Origin of the sequence: Lentzea albida, from assembly GCF_900111005.1 — a bacterium.
Taxonomy (GTDB): Bacteria; Actinomycetota; Actinomycetes; order Mycobacteriales; family Pseudonocardiaceae; genus Lentzea; species Lentzea albida.
The window spans coordinates 217,853-238,965 of the sequence record NZ_FOFV01000003.1 but is presented as its reverse complement, the minus strand read 5'-3'; the positions used below and the strand labels follow the sequence as shown (position 1 = coordinate 238,965).

Genomic DNA, 21,113 nt, shown 5'->3' with positions numbered 1-21,113 from the left:
GTGTCGCCGTACCCGATGACGAGGAATTGATCGGGCACGCATCAGGGTTCGGCGCGTAGATCGAACCGGATCGGCCGTGCGCTCAGCGCAGGGAGAGAGTGAGGACCGGAGAACCTGTCGGCCCCGGTGATCCTCCCGCGGGCTCGATGGTGAGGACCGCCTCGTCGACTCCGTTGATTCCCTGAACCAGCATCGACGTCGTACCACCGCTGGGAAGCTTGGTTCCGGCCGAACGCGGGCCGTGGTCGTCCACGAGCCACAGTTGGTAGGTGCGGCCGGGCGGCGGAGCGAGCAGGCCGTCGGCGAGGAAGAGCATCTCGTTCCGGTTGCCCGACAGCGCCGCGCTTCCCGCTGGATCTCCCGAGCTGACCAGGCGCAGGTCCGGTGCTGCGAGCAGATCGCCGATCGGGGTGTGCTCGGGGGCTGCCACCGGTGAGGTGGATGCCGAGGTCAGTGCGCCGTGCACGCCAGCCACGGCACCGGCCACCAGGCAGGCGGCGGTGACGAGCGCAGCGGCGAGCTGGAGGCCTTGACGCCGCGAGGAGACGATGACGCGCTCCGACCTGGGCGGCACCTGCCGCACGAACCTGATCGCGTTCACCACCTGCGGCCGGAGAAGTCGCGGTTGGAGGTGGTCCACCGCGTTCCCGAGCAGAGCGGCGGTCTCCCGCAACCCTGTCACCTCGTCGGCGCAGGCTCGACAGTCGTCCAGGTGTGTTTCGAACGCCGTGCGCTCGAAGTCCGGCAGCGCGTCGAGCGCGTGTGCACCGGTCGCCAGGTGCGGGTTGATCGCACGTGGCGTTCCCGGTTTCACGCGGGTACTTCGGTGCGGTCCGGTGAACGGATTGCCGCGTTGCGGGAGCTTGTTCCCGGATCTGCGAGATCACGGCCACCGGTCCGAAGTGGACGGTGTGGATGGCGCTGACGCCTGAAGGCCGCCCCGGAGCGCGGTCGGGGCGGCCTTCAGAGGGTGTGTCAGAGGCTCAGGTCGAGGTCGCTGAGCACGCCGCCGAGGTTGACGTCGCCGAGTCCACCGGAGATGTCGCCGATGTCGCCGACATGACCGACGCCGGTCACGTCGCCGAGGTTGCCCACGTTGGATGCGACGTCGGTGACGTTCCTCGGCACCGTCACCGGGTCGCCGATGGCTGCACTCACCGCCGTGGTGGCCACGGCGGTGAGTGGACCAGGCCGGAGCCCTCGCGGTGGTGCTGCCGGACAGTCCCACCGCGCTCGCCGCGTTGACCTGCGTCCACGTGGGGGAGCTGACGGTGGCGAGGTCGTTGCTCGCCAAGGCCGTCGAGGACGACGGCGGCAGGGGGCTGCACGCTGACCGTCATCAGCTGTTGCTCGCCTGCGTGGAACTCCTCGGCGGTGACACCGGGGCGGCACAGCTGCTCTCACGTCCGCACGTCGCCAGGGAGCCGCGAGGCCCTGCTCGCCGCGGCCCTGGAGTTCGGCGTTGTCGTTCGCCCGTGCGCTCTCGATGGCCGCGCACTGCTGGAGAGGGGCAGGCTCGGGGGACGTGGACCATGCCCGCGTCGAGGCGGCGGCGCGGGAACTGCACGCCCACGGCATGCGCGCGGACGCGGCCAGACTCGCCGGGCACGCGGCCATGCACACCACCGACCGCAAAGCGATGACCCGGCTGCTCGACATCGCCCGCCAGTTCCACTGCGGCGGTGGGCAGAGCAGTGGTGGTGCCGCGGTCCTGAGCGAACGCGAGCAGGAGGTGGCCGCGCTGGTCCGGGACGGGCTCACCCACCGCGAGGTGGGCGACGCGCTGTTCATCTCTGCCAAGACCGTCGAGCACCACGTAACCCGCATCCGCGACAAACCCGGTGCGAAGAACCGGCACGAACTCGAACGCGCCTTGGAGGACGTCGACCTGTCTTGGGGAGATCACCCGATCAAGTGGTGTGGGTCTCGGTGTCGATCCGGCTTCGGGACTTCGTGCGGATGTCGTGTGCGCGGATCCGCCAGATGCGGTTCAGCCGGTTCGGGACGGCGCCACGCACGTCCCTGTGCGTCCACAATGGATCTGGACGCACAGGGACAGGGCGTCGTCCTGCAGGGCGAGCTTCGACTTGGCGTCGCTCCGCGGCGGTGAGTTCGGCCGCCGCCCAATCTGCCGGGGAGTTCGCCCCGAACCACTGGTGTGAAGGCAATGCGATCCATCCTCATCGGTCTCGTGTCCGTGGCCGCGGCCCTGGCGGCAGGCCACCTCGTGGCCGGACTGGTGAGTCCGCTGGCCTCGCCGTTCCTCGCGGTCGGCAACACCGCGATCGACCTGACACCGCACCCGGTCAAGGACTTCGCGATCCGCACCTTCGGTGAGAACGACAAGGTCGTGCTCCTCGCGGGCATGGCGGTCGTGCTCGCGGGGCTCGGCGTGGTGGCGGGCTTGCTGTCGCGGCGCAGCCCGTGGCCCGGCACCGCGCTCGCAGGTCTGCTGGGACTGCTCGGCATCGCCGCCGTGCTGGCGCGGCCGACGACGACCGGATGGGCAGTGGTCGCGCCGCTGGCAAGCCTCGTGGTCGGCGTGGTCGCGTTCCGCTGGCTGTGGTCGCAGGCGCCCGCGGAGGCGCCCGGCAGGCGGAGGTTCCTGCTGTCGACGGCAGCGGTCGCCGCGGGAGCCGCGGTGGCGGGGGTGGGCGGTCAGTTCCTCGCGGGCCGGGTGGACGTCGAGGCCTCGCGGCGCGGGATCACGTTGCGGCCGGGGCGCAAGGCGCCGGAGATCCCGTTCGACGCGGACTTCTCGCGTGAGGGCACGCCGACGTTCCTCACGCCGAACGAGAAGTTCTACCGGGTCGACACCGCGCTCACCGTGCCGCGCCTGCGGGCGGAGGACTGGCGGATGCGCGTGCACGGCATGGTGGACGACGAGATGGTGCTGACCTACGACGACCTGCTGCGCCGTCCGCTGGTGGAGAAGACCATCACGCTCGTGTGCGTGTCGAACGAGGTCGGCGGCCCGTACATCTCGACGTCGAACTTCATCGGCGTGGACCTGGCGGACCTGCTGCGCGACGCGGGCGTGCAGTCCGGTGCCGACCAGCTCGCAACCCGCAGCGTCGACGGCTGGACGTGCGGAACGCCGGTCTCGTCGATCATGGCCCCGGGCTCGAACGCGATGCTGGCCATCGGGATGAACGGCGAACCGCTGCCGCTGGAGCGCGGTTTCCCGGTCCGCATGGTCGTGCCCGGCCTCTACGGCTACGTCTCGGCGACGAAGTGGCTGGTGGACATGGAGCTCACCACCTTCGACGCGTTCGACCCGTACTGGGCGCAGCGCGGCTGGGCGAAGAAGGCACCGGTCAAGGTGATGTCGCGGATCGACCGGCCGAAGTCGTTCGAACGGGCGCCGGCGGGCCGGTTCGTCGCGGCGGGCATCGCGTGGGCCCAGCACCTCGGCATAGACAAGGTGGAGGTCCGGGTCGACGGCGGCCCGTGGCAGCAGGCGACCCTGAGCAAGGAGGTCAACGTCGACACCTGGCGGATGTGGCGGATCGAGCTCGACGTGGCGCCGGGCAACCACACCGTCGAGTGCCGCGCCACCGACCGCAACGGCCTCACCCAGACCAACGACCGCGCCGCCCCCATCCCGGACGGCGCCACCGGCTGGCACTCGATGGTCTTCACCGCCGTCGCCTAGTGCCGCCCGGCTGCCTGTTCCCGCAGCACCGCGAGAGCCTGGTCGGCATGGGCGTCGAACTTCAGCTCGCTCTTGATCACTTCGAGGATCTGGCGGTCGGTGTCGATGACGAAGGTGCGCCTGCGGGTGTGCAGGGGCAGGAAGCGCCGCCAGGCACCGAACTGCTTCGCGACAGCACCATCCACATCGGACAGAAGAGGGTAGTCGAAGCCGTGGGCGCGGGAGAACTCGCTCTGCTTGCTCACGGCGTCCGGACTGATCCCGATCCGGTGTGCCCCGAACTCGCGGAACTGCCCGGCGAGATCGCGGAAGTGGCAGCTCTCCTGGGTGCAGCCGCCGGACAGCGCCGCCGGGTAGAAGAACAGCACGACCGGGCCGGTGGTCAGGAACTCCGACAGGGTGCGAGGTGTACCCGTGTCGTCGGGCAGGGTGAAGTCGGGGCAGGTGTCTCCGCGTTTCATGCTGGTGGTTCGGGCCGGTTGCCGACGCGGATTGGTGTTCGCGAGCGCCCTCGCCGGCTCAGGACGGGGAAACGTGGAGGACAGCGCGACCGCACCCGTCTCGTCGCGGACGACGAAGCCCGCCGCGCTCGCGCGCAGGACCGAACTGTTCAGGTTGCACCGCATGAGGTTCTCGCCCGTGCCGATGAACGACCCCGCGGACACCTCGTCGCCGCCGTCGCTGATGACGGCGAGCCGGTAGGTCTGTCCGGAGGGTGCCAGACGCCCAGCGGAAGCCGGGCACCGTCACGCGAGAGCAGTTCGTGCCGTTCCACCGCACGCGCCGAGGAAGCCGGTCAGGTCGAACAACGTGGCAAGCGGGGACGGGCGGGCACCCAGTGCGAGGGCTTGCCCCCACTGCGCTCCCGCCACGCAGACCCGGACCCCCGCGGTGACCGCCGCCGCCACCGCGAAGACCAGGTTCCCGTTGACCACGACCGCCACCGCCGCCAGCGCGAACGCCGCTACCGCGAGTGGGGGAGGGGGCCAACGACACCGCTGTGAGCACCGCGACCAGGACGATGACGGTCTGCAGCAAGCCGATCAGCCTCTCCGGGTGCGTCCATCGCAGAGCTGCGGTGTGCTGCGGCCCGAACGGTCGTGGTTCGTCGCCGCGGAACCTGTGGATTGGTCGTCGCGCCGAGATCGTCCCGAGACCGCCTCCGTGATGCCAGAGCTTGGCAACAGTTCGATCGGGTGAACCGGGCAAACCCGCACTTCATCGGTGGCGAATGAACGGCGTCCTGTCCGCGTGGCGGATGTCGCTCCGGACAGGCGCGGATCCGAAGGGATGGAGCATGTCAGCACCCCCTCCCGCACGTCGTCGACGACGTGTGGCGGTAAGTCTGATCGCGGTCGGGAGCACGTTGTTCGCGGCAGGTCTGATCGGTGGTTCGGGATCGGCCGGGGCGTCGAGCCACCGAGAAGCGCCGTTGATCGCGGGCGACCCCGCGGTGGACAACACCGACGTGTACGCGTTCGTGAGCCCGGACAAGCCGGACACGGTCACGCTGGTGGCGAACTGGTCGCCGTTCCAGGAGCCCAACGGCGGGCCGAACTTCTACCCGTGGGCGACCGATGCCCGCTACGACATCAACATCGACAACGACGGTGACGCCAAGGCGGACCTGACCTACCGGTGGACGTTCCGCACCGAGGACCGCCGGGGCAAGTCGACGTTCCTGTACAACAACGGGCCGGTCACGTCGCTGGACGACGAGAACCTGCTGTTCCGGCAGACCTACACGCTGGAGCTGATCGACCGCGACGGCCGTGAGCGCAAGCTGATCCGCTCGGGCAAGGTCGCGCCGTCCAACACCGGACCGGCGTCGATGCCGGACTACGGCGCGTTGACCGCTCAGGCGATCACCGACGTCCCCGGCGGCGGCAAGAGCTTCGTCGGCCAGTCCGACGACGCGTTCTTCCTCGACCTGCGGGTGTTCGACCTGCTCTACGGCGGCAACCTGTCCGAGGTCGGTCAGGACACGCTGCGCGGCTACAACGTCAACACCATCGCGTTGCAGGTCCCGAAGTCGCAGCTGGCGCTCAAGGGTGACGCGACCCGCAACCCGGTCATCGGCGTGTGGAGCGACACCGAGCGGCAGTCGATGGTGCTCACTCCCGGCGAGTCACGACCGGTGGGCCCGTTCGTCCAGGTCTCCCGCCTGGGCAACCCGCTGGTCAACGAGGTCGTCGTGCCGGCAGGGCTGAAGGACAGGTTCAACTCCCTCACGCCCGACCAGGACGGCAGAACGCCCGAGCTGGTCAACCGGGTCACCGATCCGGAGGTGCCCAAGCTGATCCAGGCCATCTACGGCCTGCCGGCACCGGCGACGCCGCGCAACGACCTCGTGGAGATCTTCCTGACCGGCATCACCACCAAGGCGGGCGGGCCGATCAAGGCGGACCTGAACTCACAGCTCAACAACGCCGACGTGAACCCGAAGAAGTTCACACCGTCGGAGCAGCTGCGGCTCAACACCTCGATCCCGCCGGCGGCGTCGCCCAACCGGCTGGGCGTGCTCGCCGGTGACCTGCAGGGCTTCCCCAACGGACGCCGGCTCGCCGACGACGTGCTCGACATCGGGGTGCAGGCACTGCAGGGCGCCGCGGTGAGCGGCATCGTGCCCGCGCTCGCGGCGGGGGACAAGGTCAATGCCAACGACAAGGCGTTCGGCACCTCGTTCCCGTACGTGGCGCTGCCCCACAACACCGCGGTCAACTCCGGCGCTGCCGGAGCTGTGCCGCCCGCGGGCGGTAGCGGTGGCGGTGGCGGTCTGCCGGCCGGGCTGATCCTCAACGGCGTCCTCGCGGCGCTGCTGATCGGTTCGGGCGTGTGGCTGCTGAGCCGTCGTCCACTTCGGACCGCGGTTCCCGCAGTCGCATGACAGCCGTGCCGGGGAACGGACCCGTTCGTTCCCCGGCACGTCCGGTGACCTGACTCGGCAGCAACCCACGGAGCGCGCCATGAACCGCCGCAAGATCATCGCAGCGCTGGCCATCGCCGCCGGCGCCGCGTTGCTCGCCACGACCGCGACGGCGCTCAGCCGCGGTGACGACCCCGTTCCCACAGCCGCGGGCGCCGCCGTGGCTCGCAGCGACGTGCAACGCGCCATCAGCGCCGCCCAGGAGCGGCTGCGGCGCGTGCCCGGTGACGCCGCCACGTGGGCGTCGCTCGGCTCGGCCTACGTCGAGCAGGCCCGCATCACCGGTGATCCCACCTACTACGGCAAGGCACAGGGCGCGCTCGAGACCTCTCTGCGGCACAAGCCGGACGGCAACGGACCCGCCCACATGGGTCTCGGTGCCCTCGCCAACGCCCGCCACGACTTCGCCGCTGCCCGCGACCAGGCCGAACTCGCCCGTGCCGCGCTGCCCGACACCGCCGAGGTCTACGGCGTGCTCGCCGACGCCCTCACCCAGCTCGGCAAGTCCGACGAAGCACGAGCCGCCGTGCAGCGGATGCTCGACCTCGAACCCGGCGTGCCTGCGTTCACCCGCGCCGCCTACGACTTCGAACAACGCGGCGACGTCGACGCCGCGCGCCAAGCGCTCACCCGTGCGCTCGACGCCTCCTCGTCACCCTCTGACACCTTGTTCTGCCGCTACCGCCTCGGCGAGCTGGCCTTCGACAACGGTGATCTCGACGAGGCCTCCTCGCAGTACGAGCAGGGCCTGCTCGTCGACCCCCTCGACCCCGCACTGCTGCAGGGGCGGGCCAAGATCGCCGCGGCCCGAGGAGATCTGGGCACCGCGATCACCGGCTACGCCGAGATCGTCGCCCGCGTGCCGTCACCGCAGTACCTGCACGAGTACGCGCTCCTGCTCCGCGCGTCGGGCCGCACCGACGACGCCGCGCGTCAGTTCGACCTGCTCGCCCAGCAGGAGCGCCTGCTGGCCGCCGCGGGCAGCATCGACGACCTGGCCGCGTCGGTCGTCGCCGCTGATCGGGGTGATTCCGCCACCTCGCTGGCCGCCGCCGAACGGGAGTGGAACCGCCGGCAGCACCCGCTGGTCGCGGACGCGCTCGCCTGGGCGCTGCACCTCACCGGTCGTGATGCCGAGGCACTGCCCTTCGCCGAGCGCGCCGCCGCGACCGGCTGGCGCAACGCCACCTTCGCCTACCACCGCGGCATGATCCTGCGTGCGCTCGGTCGCACCGCGGAGGCCAGGAGCGCGCTCGACTCCGCGGTGCGCACCAACCCGCACTTCTCACCCGTGGACGGCCCGGCCGCCCGCGCCGCCCTGGACGGACTGCGATGAGGGCGGCCGCGGTCCTCGTCCTGGCTGGGCTGGCCCTGCTGGCCGCTCCGGCGAGCGCTAGCGCCCACCCATTGGGCAACTTCACGATCAACCACCACCACGCCATCACCGTCCACCCCGACCGGGTCGACGTCGTCTCGGTCATCGACCTCGCCGAGATCCCCACCCTGCAGGAGCAGCCCGCGCGCACGAGCGACTACGCGGACCGGGAGTGCGGTGCCGTGCGCGACGGTCTCCAGCTGACGGTCGACGGCGTCCGCAAGGCGGTGTCCCCGCGATCGGCGTCGGTCGAGTACCCGTCCGGCGAGGCCGGGCTGCCCACCACCCGCCTCACCTGCCTGTCCACCGCGCCCGCGGACCTCGGGTCCGCCGCCACCGTCGACGTGCGGGACACCTACCGGCCGGGCCGCGTCGGCTGGCACGAGATGACCGCCACCGGCGACGGCATCGCACTGCTGGACCCGCCCGTACCGGCGACCAGCGCCAGCGACGAGCTCCGCGCCTATCCCGACGACCTGCTGGCCGACCCGCTCGACGTCCGGGCGGTGAGCCTGCGCGTCGAACCCGGCACCACCGCGGCCTCGGGCGTCGGCGTGGCCCAGGGCGGCACCACCTTGCTCGGCACGGCCACCCGCGCCTTCACCGACCTCGCCGGCGAACAGGACCTCACGCCGTTGGTCGGGGTGCTCGCCGTGCTGTTGTCGCTGCTGCTCGGCGCCTCGCACGCCGCGTTGCCCGGCCACGGCAAGACCGTCATCGCCGCCTACCTGGCAGGCCGGGACGGCACCGCTCGTGACGCGGTCGTCGTCGGTGCCACCGTCACCCTCACCCACACCGTCGGGGTGCTGCTCATCGGTCTGGTGATCAGCGCTTCCAGCGCGTTGGCCGGTGAATCGCTGCTGCGCGTGCTCGGCGTCGCCAGCGGCGTGCTCGTCACCGCCATCGGGGTGTTCCTGCTCCGCTCGGCACTGCAGCGCCAACCCGTACCCGTCGGCCACGGCCACGGCCACGGCCACGGCCACGGGCACGGCCACGGGCACGGGCACCGCGTTGGTCGTGGCGGCCTGATCGGGATGGGCGTGGCAGGGGGACTCGTGCCCAGCCCCTCGGCGCTGGTGGTGCTGCTGGGGGCGATCGCCCTGGGGCGGACCTGGTTCGGCGTCCTGCTCGTGCTCGGTTATGGCATCGGCATGGCCACCACGCTCACGCTCGTGGGACTGCTCCTGGTCCGTCTGCGTGACCGGCTGGCCGCCGTCGAGCGCTTCCGCGACCGGTTCACCGCCCTGCCCGCGATCACCGCCGGGCTCGTTCTCGTCGTGGGCCTCGGGCTGACCGCTCGAGCGCTGTTCGGATAGGAGACGCGATGCGCGTTCCGCTCTTGCTCATGTGCTGCACGACCTTCTTGGTCGCATGTACGGGAACCCCCGATCCCGGCCCCGTCTTCGACAACGAGAACGGCGCGGACCTCACCTGCCTACGCCACCAGTCTCAGCCGCCAGGTTCGCGCTACACCGACGAGTCGATGCGCGGCACCGGCGAAACTCTGGCACTCCTGCGTTACTACACCGCGCACGGCCGCAAACCCTTCTGCGACGGTCAAAGTCCCAACGGCAACGACAAGCAGTGGGCCCACCTCTACGTCACCCTCGGCGCCGACCGCGCCAACGTCACCGCCTTGCTCGGCTGAGACAGGGAGGCACAACGGTGGAACCGCCCGAGACCCAGGCACACAGGATCGAGCAGCGCATGCCTGATGCGCGGTTGAAGAAGACGGATGAACACGCAAGACAGACCAGCACGGCCGGGCGACCCCGCGAGAACGGCGGGAGTGGTCGTGGTCGAGCAGGACGGAATGCTGGCTGTGCTGGTCTCCTGTGAGGTCAGTACACACACCGCAGACGACCTGCGCGGGGTGCTGCTCGGCTTCCTGGACGGGCGGAGAGAGGCGCTGCTGGTCGACGTCACCCGTGTGACGTGGTTCGATCCGGCCGGAGTCGCGCTGCTCCTCGATGTTCACCGAGCCGCCAGTGTGTGTGTGTGTGTGTGTGTGTGGCACCAGGATGGCTGTCGTGGGAAGCGACACGCTCACCGCCCGCGCGGCGCTGCTCGCCGGCATCAGCGAGGACATCGTGTTACACCCCAGCAGATCCGCGGCGATCAAGGCTCTAACCGCGCCGCGAAGCGAAGACCTTCCTCGTGTCGTGCCGAAATCCCGTCCCTGCTGCGTGACGATCGACCGGTTCGTCCAGAGGGGCCGCGGCCACTCGTCCTCTGCGGCCTCACAGCCCGCTCCGGGTGAGGTCACATCCGGCTGCACCGTGCGGGCGCGGGCGAAGCGAGGATGAGGTGAGCGCGGGTGACACAGGACAGGTGAACGATGGCGTGGCGGACCTCGTCGGTCGATCTGAAAACTTATGGCCTCCTGCTGCTGAAACAGAAGGTGATGCCGAGTGCGACCTGTGCTCGGACACGGGCTCGATGATCTGGACACAGCCGCAACCTGATGGAGAGGGCGGCTTCGAGCTGCTCGAGATGAGTCACCCGCGCGTCAACGGGTGCTCCGGCTGGTTCAAGATGTCCGCCGCTGAGGGCGCTGGTCTGGTGGACCCTTCCGGAACGAGCGAGACCGGGCACGTCGCGCAGGCGAACGCCGAGCATCGCACGGACTGGTTCTGTGGCTCAACCTCACGCTCGGCTTCGGCGCGGTGGCCTGCACCGTCGAGCGTGTGATGCGCATGCGCTACCACTGGTTGCTCGACAGCGGCGCCGGCACCTGACATCGCACCTGGTGGACAGTTCGGTTCACCGTCGCTCGGGGTTCTAAGTGGTTCGTCCCTGGAAACGCCTGCACCTCCTGGACGCGACGCTCGGTGCGCTTGCCGGGAGACCAGGTCCAGCCGCAGTCCGTGGCGGTCTTGTCGCGGTGATCAGCGCTTGCAGCGACAACACCCCACTACCGAACAACGACCTCCGTCCGATGGCCGCCACTTCGCGGCCAGGTGTGTGGCGGTTCGCTCCGAGGTGTCCGGCTCGCGGGTTGCCCGGCGAGCTATCTGTCGATCGCGTCCCCTTAACAGTGGCTGACCGCGGCAACTTCGCAGTTCTTTACACTCGACCCACCCACCTACAGGGGCGAAATATCGTTTTGTGCCAGGAAACTCGTGATGCGCGTGGTGTGTCGCGCGGGGCAGCGTCGACACGTCCGGACTCCCGGTTCCCGGCATCGAGAACACAAATGCCGGCTCCACGGTCAGGGCCGGGCAAAGAGTTCTCCGCGGTTTGGGGTCTGCAGCAGGTGCTGGCCGGTTCGGGCCTCGGAAACGCACCCGCCTCCAGCGGCGGCGGCCGGCTCCGCGATCATTGAGGACCTCGAACGCAACGTCGCGAAGACAGTGATTGGTCTGCTGTAGATGCTCTGGATGACGGAGCTGGACTGACGAGCAACGAGGCGGGTCTGCTACCACTTTTACTACCAGGGCTGCGCGATCCGTGGACGTTCACGCTTGAGTTCTCGAGTCTGCGCAGTTCAGAGGCTTCCGCTGCAGTTATGATGCCGAGAACGAGGTTCGTGACCTCTTCGGTAGCGGCGAATGGGGCACGGGCTGGAGGGGTGACAAGTCGCTGACCTGCGGGTTCGATGTCCACAGACCTGAGGCTGGCAGGGTAGTTCTATCCTACGCAACGCAAACGGCCCGCCGATGGAATCCATCGACAGGCCGTCTGACTAGGTAAAACACACTGTGGGCGATACTGGGATCGAACCAGTGACCTCTTCGGTGTGAACGAAGCGCTCTCCCGCTGAGCTAAACGCCCGTGTTCTGTTGTCTTGCTGTCCCGCTCTCGCGGTGTGGCCATAGCCTACAACATCATCAACGAGAACCAAAAATCGGGCTCTGCAACCAGCTCCACTCGAGCCCGAACCAGCCTCCGACCAGGGCGAACACGTTGAGGAAGTAGCAGGTGACGAGGACGATGGCGCAGACGCCCGCCATCACGAGGCCCCGGACCCAGGACGGCTGGCGCTTGAGCCACTCGACCCAGCGGTCGTAGTAGCGCTTCGCGAACTTGAGGACTCGGCCCGCCCACTCGAACTCCGTCGCGAGGATGGCGAGGCCCGCGAAGACGACCAGCCAGCCCGGGCCGGGGTACGGGATCATGATGATGCCCGCGATCAGCACGAGGCCGCCGATCACGCCCACGCCGATGCGGTACGCCATGTTGAGGGCCGGGTTCCTGTGGAACCAGTGCCGCCAGCCCTTGTGCTCCTCGGGCTTCACGTCTGGCTTCGTCATGTGTCGATCATCCTGTTTGGAATCAGGCGGGTGCAACCTGGCCGCCCGCCAGCACCTCGGAAGGTTGCTGAGGGGCCTGGCGGCCTGGTTCGAGCGACACCGCGAACGTCGTGTGCTTGTGCGCGTCGGACGACCAGGGCAGCAGTTGCGGGTCGGTCGTTCCGGCTCGTACGTCGAACACCGCCAACGGTACCGGCGCTTTGGTGCTCGCACCCCAAACTACGTAAACGTGACCCGAGTCGTTCGGTTTCAGGTTCGTCGGCATCACGGCGCCGGTGGTGGGGTTCGAGAAGACGACCGCCACCTCGTCGCCCGAGCCGGTGCGCAGGACCGCCCTGTTGGTGGCCGGGTCGGCGGCCAGGGAGAGGGCCCTGTTCAGGTCGTTCGTCCTTGCTTCTGCCGCCGTGACCTCGCCCGAGAGCTGGTTCACGCGCACGCCGAGGTAGCCGCCTCCTGCCAGGACGGCCAGGGCTGCCGCGGCGGCGAGCAGCACGCGGCCGGTGCGGCGGCGGTGTCGTGGGCGCAGCGGGATCGGGGCCGCGTGGCGCGGGGTGTGCGGTGCTGCCGGCGTCGCTGGCGCTTCCTGGGGGATGTGCTCGATCTGCTCCATCAACCTCGCGCGCAGGTGTGCCGGCGGTTGTTCCTGGCGGACTGCGCCACCAATGCCCGCGAGAACCTCTTCGGTCGCCTGCACCGTGCGCTGGCACGTCGCGCAGGTCGGCAGGTGGTCGCGGACCAGTGCTTCCTCGTCGGGCTCCAAGGAGTGCATCGCCCAGCCGACGGCGAGCTCCTCCTGAGCGCACAGGTCGCCGTTCACCGGTGAGCTCCTGTCGTTTCGCCGGTCTCCCCGGCCCACAAGTTCCCCAACGTGCCTCTCAGACGTCTGATCGCCGCGAACGTGCGCGACTTCACAGTGCCCAGTGGTACGCCTGTCAGTTTCGCCACTTCGCACTGCGTGTAGCCACCGAGATAGGCGAGCGCTATGACCTGGCGCTGCTCTTCGGGCAGCGTGTGGAGCGCCGCTCTGACCTCCGCGCTCACCACGCTCACCAACGCGTCGTGGTCGGAGCCCTGCACGGGCGGGGAGGCGTCGTCGGTGAGGGGAACAGTCCGGCGGCGCTGGGTGTTCTCCTTACGTACGGCGTCGACCGCGCGGTGGTGCACCAGGGTCATCAACCAGGTGCCGAAGCTCCCGCGGGCGGGGTCGAACCTGGCGGGGTGCCGCCAGAGCGCGAGGAAGGCCTCCTGGACGACGTCCTCGGCCAGTTCGGGGTCCACGCAGATGCGCCTGGCCAGCGAATACGCTGGCGTGCCGTACCTGTCGTACAGCTCTCCGAACGCCGTCCGATCGCCCTGTGCGAGTCTTTGCACGAGCTCGAAATCGGTCGGCCGGCCGTCGCGTCTAGCGACGGGTGGGCCGGGCGTGTCAGCCACCAGAGATGTCCTCACGTCCAACATTCGCGCAACAGCCGGTACCGGGTTCAGGTTAGACCCAGCAAGATGGGAGTCGCTGAACGCGGGCTAACGAGTGAGGAGGGCACGGAACGCGTGCAAACCGTCGCGTTACGCAGTCAAGCTGACCCGATGGGGTGATCTGCGCCCGTTCCGCGAGCGTTCCTCGCCACATGCACGTCACAACTGAGGTGCTCGGTCGTTTCATTGACCGGGAAGGGAGAAGAGGGTAACGACGATGCGCAACGATCACGTGACGCTCCGCTCGACAGCGGTCTTCGACCTGCTGGCACCGAGGACCCCCGCGGTCCCGGTTCAGGTGGAGCTGCGATACGACACAAAGGACCCGTACGCGGTCGTCGCCGCGTTCCGCACCGGCCGCGCCGGTTGGGTCGAGTGGGTCTACGCCCGCGACCTGCTCGCAGACGGTCTCATCGCCGACGCAGGCGATGGTGACGTCCGGATCCGCCCCGCCGCCGACGACCCCGAGGTCGTCGTGATCGAGCTGAGCTCTCCGTCCGGGCACGCCATGTTCGAGGCTTCCGCCCAGGAGCTCGCCGACTTCCTCGACCGCACCTATGACGTCGTGGTGCCGGGCAACGAGCACCTCTGGGTCAACGTCGACGAGGCGCTCACGCACCTCATCTCGAACGATCTGAGCTGAATAAACCGAGGTAGGGGGCCCGCGAAGGTGATGCGGGCACCCCCGGTGAAACCCGCTTGAACCCCTCGTATAAGCTTTGTTTCAACATCACGAAGTCAGTGATGTACGCGGATGTAGCGCAGTTGGTAGCGCATCACCTTGCCAAGGTGAGGGTCGCGAGTTCGAGTCTCGTCATCCGCTCTGTGGTTCCCCGGTGTGTTCACCGTGGATCCATGCTCCTGGCGGAGTGGCCGAGTGGCTTAGGCAAGGGCCTGCAAAGCCCTGTACACGGGTTCGATTCCCGTCTCCGCCTCGGACGATTAGCTCAGCGGGAGAGCACTACCTTGACACGGTAGGGGTCACAGGTTCAATCCCTGTATCGTCCACTCGGAACGCCAGCGGGGCCAGGTGAACAGCGCACCTGGCCCCGCTGGCGTTTCCGCACGTGTGCGGGCCTGCCAGAACCGTTCAAGATCAGCCGATTTGGAACTTCGGGGGACCGTCGGATAAAGTTCCTCTCGCACCACGGGAAACCGGGAGCAACGCGGATGTAGCGCAGTTGGTAGCGCATCACCTTGCCAAGGTGAGGGTCGCGAGTTCGAGTCTCGTCATCCGCTCGGACGATTAGCTCAGCGGGAGAGCACTACCTTGACACGGTAGGGGTCACAGGTTCAATCCCTGTATCGTCCACTCAGGACAGGAAGCCCTCGATCGAACTCGATCGGGGGCTTCCTGCTGTTCCGGGTCCGGCAGCGCCGGCCACCCAGTTCCTGTCCATTTATTGGTCGGAACGGCTGAAAATGCCCACTTTTTTGTCTTTTATCGAACGGGTCGCGCACCTACCGTTGTGCGCTGTGTCCTACAAGTACGATTTCTTCATCAGTTACTGCCGATACGGCAGTGTGCAGCGATGGTTGCTCAACCACTTCCTGAACAAGCTCAAGGAATGCCTGGCTGATCAGTACGCACCGACTCCGACGGTGTACGTCGACCGCACGATGGAGCGCGCCGTGCACTGGCCGTCGGACCTGCAGGACGCCCTGCGGCGCAGCAAGATCATGATCCAGCTCCTGACGCCGCAGTACTACGAGTCGCGCTGGTGCATGGCCGAGCAGAAGAGCATGCGTGCCCGGGAGGAGATGCTCGGCGTCGCGAGCCTCGACGTCTCCCAGGGACTGATCTACCCGATCCTCTACTCCGACTCCGAGAACTTTCCACCCGAGGAGAAGGAAAGGGCTTGGGTCGATTTCAAGGACGTCGCGCACCCGGATCCGGTGTACCAGCAAAGCCGGAAATACCTCCGGTTCCACACGAAGGTGAACGATCTCGCTGCTGATCTCGTGCGGCTCGCGAAATCGGCGCCCCCTTGGCAGCCCGACTGGCCCGACGTCGACCCGCCGGAACCCCCTCTCCTGCCGCCGCCCCAGATGCCGAGGTTCTGATCATGGCCGGGACCGTCATCACCTTCTACTCGTACAAGGGCGGCGTCGGACGCAGTTTCACGATGGCCAACATCGCCGTGTTGCTCGCGCGCTGGGGTTATCGGGTCCTCACGATCGACTGGGACCTGGAAGCGCCCGGCCTGCACCACTACTTCGCACCGGTGCTGGCGGAATCGCCGAAAGGCGGCGTGATCGACCTCGCGCACGATTTCCTCGACGGCGCGGCGGAACCCTCCGATCACGTCCTGAAAGCGGAGGTCGGGGGCACCGGCACGCTCGAGCTGCTGGCCGCGGGGAAGATGGACCGCTCCTACATGCGCCGGATGCAGGACATCGGCTGGGAGAAGCTGTACGAGCGGGGGTTCGCGAGGTTCCTCGAGCAGTGCCGCGAGCGCTGGACCGCCGAGCACGACTTCGTGCTGATCGACAGCAGGACCGGCATCTCCGACATCGCGGGGATCTGCACCGCCCACCTGCCCGACCGGCTGGTCGTCGTCTTCACCGCCAACGACCAGAACCTCGACGACGTCGTCGACATCACCCGCCGCGCCGACGCCGCGCGGGACCGCATGCCCTACGACCGCCCCCGGCACACCGTGCTCCCCGTGCTGTCCAGACTGGACAACCGGGTCGAGTACGAGCGCGCGGACAAGTGGCAGCGCAAGTGCGCCGAGGTGGTCGCCCCGCTGTTCGAGAACTGGCTCGTCAAGAGCGTCCCCGAAGACCTGATGCTGCGGCACCTCACGGTCCCGTACGTCTCCTACTGGAGTTTCGGCGAGCAGCTGCCGGTGCTGGACGAGCTGGTGCCGTCCCCCGACCAGATCTCGTACGCGCTGGAGACCATCGCCGCGGTCGTCGCGCAGGGGTACGACCGGACCGACGTGCTGGAGGACAACCGCGACGCCTACGTGGCGGCCGCGCGCAACCACCACCGCGACTACGACCTCGACCTGCTGGTGTCCAGTCCTCGCACGCTGCTGAAGGTCACCGAGGAGCTCATCACCGAGCTGAACGCGCTCGGCGTGCGGGCCGGCCGTTCGGTGTCCGGTGACCCGGGGATCCTCGAGAAGACGAGTGAGCCCGCCGAGCACCTGTGCCTCCTCGTGGACGAGGAGCCGAGCCGGTGGCAGATCACCGAGGCGGAGCGCTTCCTGCGGCACGCCATCGGGCCGGAGGGCGGGCAACGGCAGCTGTTCTGCGTGCTGTCGGAGAACACGGACCAGGACCAGCTGCCGGGGTTCCTGCGCAACCTGCGGCACCTGGAGCTCGGCCTGCGCCCGGAACTGGTCGCGCGGCAGCTCCAGGCCCTCATCCAGGGGAACTCCGACCAGGAACCCCACCACGAGGCGCTGCTCGCGGCCGCGACCGCGTTGCGCGGTCTGCCCGACGAGATGCCCTACGCGGGCCGGTTCGCGCTCGTCCAGGAATCCGTCCGCGGCATGACCGCGGCGCTCGACAGCGGCGCGTTGGAGCTGCTGCTCGACCACTCGGCTGATCTCGCGCTGATCAGCAAGGCGCACGGCAACGGCGCCCGGACCCCGATGCCCTCCGGACTGCGAGTGGCTGTGGGAGAGCTGCTCGCCCGGATCGATCGACGACTGAACGCGTTCACCGACTGAGAGAGGCGGCGTGATGCCGGAGAAGTACGGGCCCAGCGCACGAGCGGCACTGCTGCGGCTGATGCTGGAGAACCGGGCGATCCCGAACCCGGAGCTGGTGGCCGAGTTCAAGATCAGGCTTGAGCCCAAGGAAAGGGAACGGCTCAACTCCGACGGGCTTCTGGAGACGTCGAAGGTGGCGAGGCGGCTGGTGCACGAGATCACCGCCAAGGGACGGGACTGGTGCCGGTCCGACCTGCGTGGAGGCGGATCCCCGACGCGGTCGGGGCCGCTGGCTCGGGTACATGCCGACATCCTGCAGCTCGTGCTGCGATTCCTCGACGAGCGAGGACTCCTCGCGGAGGCATTCAGCGCCCGCGACCTGGAGTCGCTGATCCGGTCCGTCTACGAGGAGCTGGCCGAAGAGCCGCAGGACTGGATCCGGCTCGCCCGCATCCGGCCCCGGCTGAACGGCGCGGACAGGGGCGAGGTCGACGAGACCCTCGTGAAGATGATGAAGACCGGGACCGTCCACCTGGCTCCTGAGTCCAACACCAAGGTGCTCACCGCCGAGGATCACGCGTCGGCGTTGCGGGTCGGCAGTGAGGACCTGCACCTCGTGGCGATGGAGGAGTCGTGACCGCGCAACTGCGGGAGGCACTGGCGGCGCTGCGGTTCAACTCCGCCGAGACCCCCGACGACGTCTGGCGCACCTCACCGTCCCACGTGGACGGTCTGCACACTCGGGCCGAACACCGCATCCGGACGGCGATCGCGGACGCCAGGGACAGCACCGGGTCCAACCCCATCGGGCTCGTCCTGCAGGGGCGCAAGGGGGTTGGCAAGACGCACCTGCTCGGCACCGTGCGCAGCATGGTGCAGGAGACCGGTGGCTATTTCTTCCTCATCGAGGTCAGCTCGGCGGCGATGTTCTGGGACGACGTCGCCGACGCCATGCGCAGCGAGCTGCTCAGGACCGATGACGGTGGTCAACTGCAGCTCATCGTGCTGTTGCGGGAGTTGTGCCGTGGCGCGGATCTGCCGGAGAACGTCAGCAAGGCCATCGTGCGCGAGGCGACGTTGATGCCCGAGCACCTGAACGCCCTGGTCGACGGGCTGCAGAAGGTCGATGCGCGGATCGCCAGCGAGTGCGACGAGGTGATCCGGGCACTGGTCCTGTACGCGTCCCGGCGGCACTCGTCGATCGGCCGGAACTATCTCGAAGGTCTGGAGGAAGAGAAGGGCGAGCGCGCCGAGTGGGGACTGTCGGCCAAGACGAAGCCGGCACACCAGGTGGTGCGGGACATCTCACGGGTGCTCGCGATGACCGGTCCCTCCGTGGTGGCGATCGATCAGCTGGACACCGTCGTCAACAAGACCCAGGACGCGATCGAGGACGAGCTCGACCCGGAGGAGGCACGTGAGCTCGCGCTCATCTCGGACGGGCTGATGCAGTTGCGGGAGGTCACCCGGCGAACGGTGACGGTCGTGGCCTGCCTGCCCACCACCTGGGTCAAGCTGCGCAAGGCGGCCAGCGACACCGTCGGTGACCGGTTCACGAAGACGCCTGTGCTGGGTGCTATCGACGATCCCGCGATCGGGAGGGCACTGGTCGAGAAGTGGCTGGGGGTGATCTACAAGGCCAAGGGGATCACTCCTCCTCACCCGACCTGGCCGGTGGCCGCGGAAGCGTTCGGCGACGGCTGGCAGACCGAGACGCCGCGCGCGCTGCTCAAGCGCATCCACTTGCATGCGGAAGAGTGCTTGCACGGTGAGATTCGGGAGCTTCGGTCGTTCCAGGAGCCGGAACAGGAAGAGGCGCCCGCGCCGGTGGTGCTGGCCGTGCCGAAGGCAGGTCCCGCACAGGACTACCTCGCGGAGCTCGACGCCAAGTTCGCTCGGTTGCGGGAGAAGGCCGCCGGTGCGGCTGCCGAGGTGCGGTCGCAGAACGAGGACGACGTGATGCCGGCGTTGTTGCTGGCGGGGTTGCGCTCGTGGGTCACGGAGATCGGCAACGACGACCTGGCCTGGTATCCCGAGCCCGAGGCCAAGGACAAGAGCCTGCACGCGAGTCTGCGGCACACCGTGGACGAGGAGCGGGACGTCGAGGAGCGCTGGGTCTTCCGGCTCATCGCCAGCAGTCACGGGAACAAGGTGCTGCGGAAGTTCCGCAACGCGCGTGCCGCGGCCGAGGACGGGCGTGGGCGGCACCTCGTCCTGATTCGCAAGGGTTCCGACGGTTGGACCGGCGCGAAGACGAAGGGTGAGGTCGCCGAGTTCGTGCAGCGCGGTGGCAAGAGCGTCGACGTGTCGGATGACGACCTGCGCACGTTCATCGCGCTCAAGGAGATGTGGGCGTCGCAGTCGCACCAGTTGCTGGCGTGGCTCGTAGCGCGGAAACCTGCCAGCAGCAGCACGTTCCTGCGGAAGATCCTGCCTGATCCGGCGCGGGGCGGGAGTCGGCACCAGGAGACGCGTCCTCCGCCGGAGCAGGTGAGGCCTCCGCAGGCGAAAGTCGAGGAACCGGTGTCCGGGTCGGGCGACGGGGAGATCGTGCTCGGGATGGACGGGGAGATCCGGATCGCGCTCGAGTCGTTGCGCAAGCACGCGATCGTGTTCGCCGGGTCCGGTAGCGGGAAGACCGTGTTGCTGCGGCGGATCGTCGAAGAGTGTGCGCTGCAAGGGGTTTCGGCGATCGTGCTGGATCCCAACAACGACCTGGCGCGGCTCGGGGACGCGTGGCCCGAGCCGCCGGCGGACTGGTTGCCCGGGGATCGGGAGGCTGCTGCCGCGTACTTCGCCGGGACCGAGGTGGTCGTGTGGACGCCTGGGCGGGCCGGCGGGCGGCCGTTGAGCTTCCACCCGTTGCCCGACTTCGCTGAGGTTCGGGGGGACGAGGACGAGTTCAGCGCTGCTGTCGAGGCTGCTGTGGCTCGGTTGTTGCCTCATGCGCGGATCGCCAACGGGACCAAGTTCGCTGTGCGTGGGCGGGCTGTGCTCAAGGAGGCGTTGAAGTACTACGCGCGCAAGGACAGGCGGGACCTGAACGGGTTCGTGGACCTGCTGGCCGAGTTGCCGGACGGGGTCAGCAACCTGGTCTCCGCGACGGCCACCGCTGCTGATCTGGCGGAGACGTTGCGGGCCGCGATGGTCAACGACCCCTTGCTCGCGGGTGATGGGGAGGCCACGGATCCCGGGGTGTTGTTCCAGCCTTCGGCTGGGAAGAAGGCCCGGGTTTCGGTGATCAGTTTCGTCGGGTTGCCGTCCGACGAGCAGCGGCAGGGGTTCATCAGCCAGTTGCAGCTGGAGGTGTTCGCCTGGATCAAGCGGAACCCCGCTGTGGACCGGCCGCTGGGTGGGCTGATGGTGATGGACGAGGCGCAGACGATCGCGCCTTCCGGGCAGGCCACGGCCAGTACGCAGACGACGATCCTGCTGGCGTCGCAGGCGCGCAAGTACGGGCTTGGGTTGCTGCTGGCCACTCAGGCGCCGAAGGGCGTGCACAACCAGGTGACCGGTAACGCCACGACGCAGTTCTTCGGGCGGTTGAACAGTCCTGCCCAGATCGCCGCGGCCACGGAGATGGCGCGGGCGAAGGGGAGTTCGGTCGCGGACATCTCGCGGTTGGAACGCGGGCAGTTCTACGTCACCGGTGACACACTCGGGTTCCGGCGGATGCTGGCTCCGCTGTGCCTGAGTCATCATCCGCCCAGCCCGTTGCGGCTGGAGGAGGTCGTCGAGCGGGCCAGGCGATGAGAAAGGGCGGTGT

The 21,113-nt window shown here is 68.5% G+C and carries 19 protein-coding genes and 6 tRNA genes; 17 read left to right on the top strand and 8 right to left on the bottom strand.

The features are described 5' to 3' along the window. Window positions 1–82: 82 nt before the first annotated feature. Entirely contained in the window at window positions 83–814 is a 732-nt protein-coding gene (locus tag BMY74_RS10175) for an anti-sigma factor (protein ID WP_089913293.1), read from the bottom strand. Between the two features lie 161 nt (window positions 815–975). Then, entirely contained in the window at window positions 976–1,173 is a 198-nt protein-coding gene (locus tag BMY74_RS10170) for a hypothetical protein (RefSeq protein ID WP_089913289.1), read from the bottom strand. Window positions 1,174–1,525: 352 nt separating this feature from the next. Between BMY74_RS10170 and BMY74_RS10165 the strand changes: the two genes are divergently transcribed. Next, window positions 1,526–2,110, top strand: a complete 585-nt coding sequence (locus BMY74_RS10165) for a helix-turn-helix transcriptional regulator (RefSeq protein ID WP_177229668.1) — start codon at window positions 1,526–1,528, stop codon at window positions 2,108–2,110. Window positions 2,111–2,167: 57 nt separating this feature from the next. Continuing rightward, window positions 2,168–3,655: a molybdopterin-dependent oxidoreductase gene (locus BMY74_RS10160; RefSeq protein WP_089913287.1), complete on the top strand. Its 1,488-nt coding sequence runs from the start codon at window positions 2,168–2,170 to the stop codon at window positions 3,653–3,655. Here BMY74_RS10160 and BMY74_RS10155 read toward each other — a convergent pair. Further along, complete coding sequence (locus BMY74_RS10155; RefSeq protein ID WP_089913284.1) at window positions 3,652–4,116, bottom strand: peroxiredoxin; 465 nt, start codon at window positions 4,114–4,116, stop codon at window positions 3,652–3,654. The genes BMY74_RS10160 and BMY74_RS10155 overlap by 4 nt on opposite strands. Window positions 4,117–4,189: 73 nt before the next feature. Here BMY74_RS10155 and BMY74_RS44935 point away from each other — a divergent pair, with 73 nt between their 5' ends. Beyond that, on the top strand, window positions 4,190–4,357 hold the full coding sequence (locus BMY74_RS44935) for a hypothetical protein (RefSeq protein ID WP_177229667.1): 168 nt from the start codon (window positions 4,190–4,192) through the stop codon (window positions 4,355–4,357). Between the two features lie 44 nt (window positions 4,358–4,401). Here the strand turns inward: BMY74_RS44935 and BMY74_RS44930 are convergent, their stop codons facing one another. Further along, a complete protein-coding gene (locus BMY74_RS44930; protein WP_177229666.1) occupies window positions 4,402–4,590 on the bottom strand; it encodes a hypothetical protein in 189 nt (62 codons plus the stop codon). 398 nt (window positions 4,591–4,988) lie between these two features. Between BMY74_RS44930 and BMY74_RS10145 the strand changes: the two genes are divergently transcribed. The 4 genes from BMY74_RS10145 (at window position 4,989) to BMY74_RS10130 (ending at window position 9,604) form a co-directional block, all read left to right on the top strand. Then, window positions 4,989–6,542: a DUF4331 domain-containing protein gene (locus BMY74_RS10145; RefSeq protein ID WP_245786016.1), complete on the top strand. Its 1,554-nt coding sequence runs from the start codon at window positions 4,989–4,991 to the stop codon at window positions 6,540–6,542. A gap of 79 nt (window positions 6,543–6,621) precedes the next feature. After that, window positions 6,622–7,917: a tetratricopeptide repeat protein gene (locus BMY74_RS10140; protein WP_089913278.1), complete on the top strand. Its 1,296-nt coding sequence runs from the start codon at window positions 6,622–6,624 to the stop codon at window positions 7,915–7,917. Continuing rightward, complete coding sequence (locus BMY74_RS10135) at window positions 7,914–9,272, top strand: High-affinity nickel-transporter (protein WP_177229665.1); 1,359 nt, start codon at window positions 7,914–7,916, stop codon at window positions 9,270–9,272. The genes BMY74_RS10140 and BMY74_RS10135 overlap by 4 nt, the downstream gene beginning before the upstream one ends. Before the next feature lie 8 nt (window positions 9,273–9,280). Further along, window positions 9,281–9,604, top strand: coding sequence for a hypothetical protein (locus BMY74_RS10130; RefSeq protein WP_089913275.1), 324 nt, complete (start codon window positions 9,281–9,283; stop codon window positions 9,602–9,604). Between the two features lie 2,054 nt (window positions 9,605–11,658). On the opposite strand, the gene BMY74_RS10125 is transcribed toward BMY74_RS10130, so the two are convergent. The 4 genes from BMY74_RS10125 to BMY74_RS10110 all read right to left on the bottom strand — a co-directional run bounded on the left by BMY74_RS10125 (window position 11,659) and on the right by BMY74_RS10110 (window position 13,643). After that, window positions 11,659–11,730: transfer RNA gene (locus BMY74_RS10125), tRNA-Val, on the bottom strand. Between the two features lie 56 nt (window positions 11,731–11,786). Beyond that, a complete protein-coding gene (locus BMY74_RS10120; RefSeq protein WP_089913272.1) occupies window positions 11,787–12,209 on the bottom strand; it encodes a TIGR02611 family protein in 423 nt (140 codons plus the stop codon). 22 nt (window positions 12,210–12,231) lie between these two features. Continuing rightward, window positions 12,232–13,026, bottom strand: coding sequence for an anti-sigma factor (locus tag BMY74_RS10115; RefSeq protein ID WP_089913269.1), 795 nt, complete (start codon window positions 13,024–13,026; stop codon window positions 12,232–12,234). After that, window positions 13,023–13,643, bottom strand: coding sequence for an RNA polymerase sigma factor (locus tag BMY74_RS10110; protein ID WP_245786015.1), 621 nt, complete (start codon window positions 13,641–13,643; stop codon window positions 13,023–13,025). The genes BMY74_RS10115 and BMY74_RS10110 overlap by 4 nt, the downstream gene beginning before the upstream one ends. Window positions 13,644–13,899: 256 nt before the next feature. Here BMY74_RS10110 and BMY74_RS10105 point away from each other — a divergent pair, with 256 nt between their 5' ends. The 10 genes from BMY74_RS10105 (at window position 13,900) to BMY74_RS10060 (ending at window position 21,100) form a co-directional block, all read left to right on the top strand. Beyond that, a complete protein-coding gene (locus BMY74_RS10105) occupies window positions 13,900–14,325 on the top strand; it encodes an SsgA family sporulation/cell division regulator (protein ID WP_030477975.1) in 426 nt (141 codons plus the stop codon). Window positions 14,326–14,432: 107 nt separating this feature from the next. After that, a tRNA-Gly gene (locus BMY74_RS10100) sits at window positions 14,433–14,505 on the top strand. Between the two features lie 40 nt (window positions 14,506–14,545). After that, window positions 14,546–14,617 (top strand) — tRNA-Cys (locus BMY74_RS10095). A 1-nt stretch (window position 14,618) separates the two neighbouring features. Beyond that, a tRNA-Val gene (locus tag BMY74_RS10090) sits at window positions 14,619–14,690 on the top strand. A 158-nt stretch (window positions 14,691–14,848) separates the two neighbouring features. Next, window positions 14,849–14,921, top strand: a tRNA-Gly gene (locus tag BMY74_RS10085). 1 nt (window position 14,922) lies between these two features. Next, window positions 14,923–14,994: transfer RNA gene (locus BMY74_RS10080), tRNA-Val, on the top strand. Window positions 14,995–15,158: 164 nt separating this feature from the next. Continuing rightward, window positions 15,159–15,746 carry a TIR domain-containing protein gene (locus BMY74_RS10075; RefSeq protein WP_245786014.1) on the top strand — a complete coding sequence of 196 codons (588 nt, stop codon included), beginning with the start codon at window positions 15,159–15,161 and terminating at the stop codon, window positions 15,744–15,746. A gap of 2 nt (window positions 15,747–15,748) precedes the next feature. Beyond that, window positions 15,749–17,365 carry a tyrosine-protein kinase family protein gene (locus BMY74_RS10070; RefSeq protein ID WP_089913261.1) on the top strand — a complete coding sequence of 539 codons (1,617 nt, stop codon included), beginning with the start codon at window positions 15,749–15,751 and terminating at the stop codon, window positions 17,363–17,365. Window positions 17,366–17,378: 13 nt separating this feature from the next. Beyond that, the gene (locus BMY74_RS10065; protein ID WP_089914238.1) at window positions 17,379–17,984 is read left to right on the top strand and encodes a hypothetical protein; all 606 of its coding nucleotides are present in this window, start codon (window positions 17,379–17,381) and stop codon (window positions 17,982–17,984) included. Beyond that, window positions 17,981–21,100, top strand: a complete 3,120-nt coding sequence (locus BMY74_RS10060) for an ATP-binding protein (RefSeq protein ID WP_089913258.1) — start codon at window positions 17,981–17,983, stop codon at window positions 21,098–21,100. The genes BMY74_RS10065 and BMY74_RS10060 overlap by 4 nt, the downstream gene beginning before the upstream one ends. The last annotated feature ends 13 nt before the right edge of the window (window positions 21,101–21,113 follow it).

Excerpts from the sequence above, each read along its gene's own strand:
- BMY74_RS10155 (WP_089913284.1), bottom strand. The coding sequence starts at position 4,116 with ATGAAACGCGGAGACACCTGCCCCGACTTCACCCTGCCCGACGACACG.
- BMY74_RS10120 (WP_089913272.1), bottom strand. The coding sequence starts at position 12,209 with ATGACGAAGCCAGACGTGAAGCCCGAGGAGCACAAGGGCTGGCGGCAC.
- BMY74_RS10160 (WP_089913287.1), top strand. The coding sequence starts at position 2,168 with ATGCGATCCATCCTCATCGGTCTCGTGTCCGTGGCCGCGGCCCTGGCG.
- BMY74_RS10140 (WP_089913278.1), top strand. The coding sequence starts at position 6,622 with ATGAACCGCCGCAAGATCATCGCAGCGCTGGCCATCGCCGCCGGCGCC.
- BMY74_RS10070 (WP_089913261.1), top strand. The coding sequence starts at position 15,749 with ATGGCCGGGACCGTCATCACCTTCTACTCGTACAAGGGCGGCGTCGGA.
- BMY74_RS10065 (WP_089914238.1), top strand. The coding sequence starts at position 17,379 with ATGCCGGAGAAGTACGGGCCCAGCGCACGAGCGGCACTGCTGCGGCTG.
- BMY74_RS10135 (WP_177229665.1), top strand. The coding sequence starts at position 7,914 with ATGAGGGCGGCCGCGGTCCTCGTCCTGGCTGGGCTGGCCCTGCTGGCC.
- BMY74_RS10105 (WP_030477975.1), top strand. The coding sequence starts at position 13,900 with ATGCGCAACGATCACGTGACGCTCCGCTCGACAGCGGTCTTCGACCTG.
- BMY74_RS10130 (WP_089913275.1), top strand. The coding sequence starts at position 9,281 with ATGCGCGTTCCGCTCTTGCTCATGTGCTGCACGACCTTCTTGGTCGCA.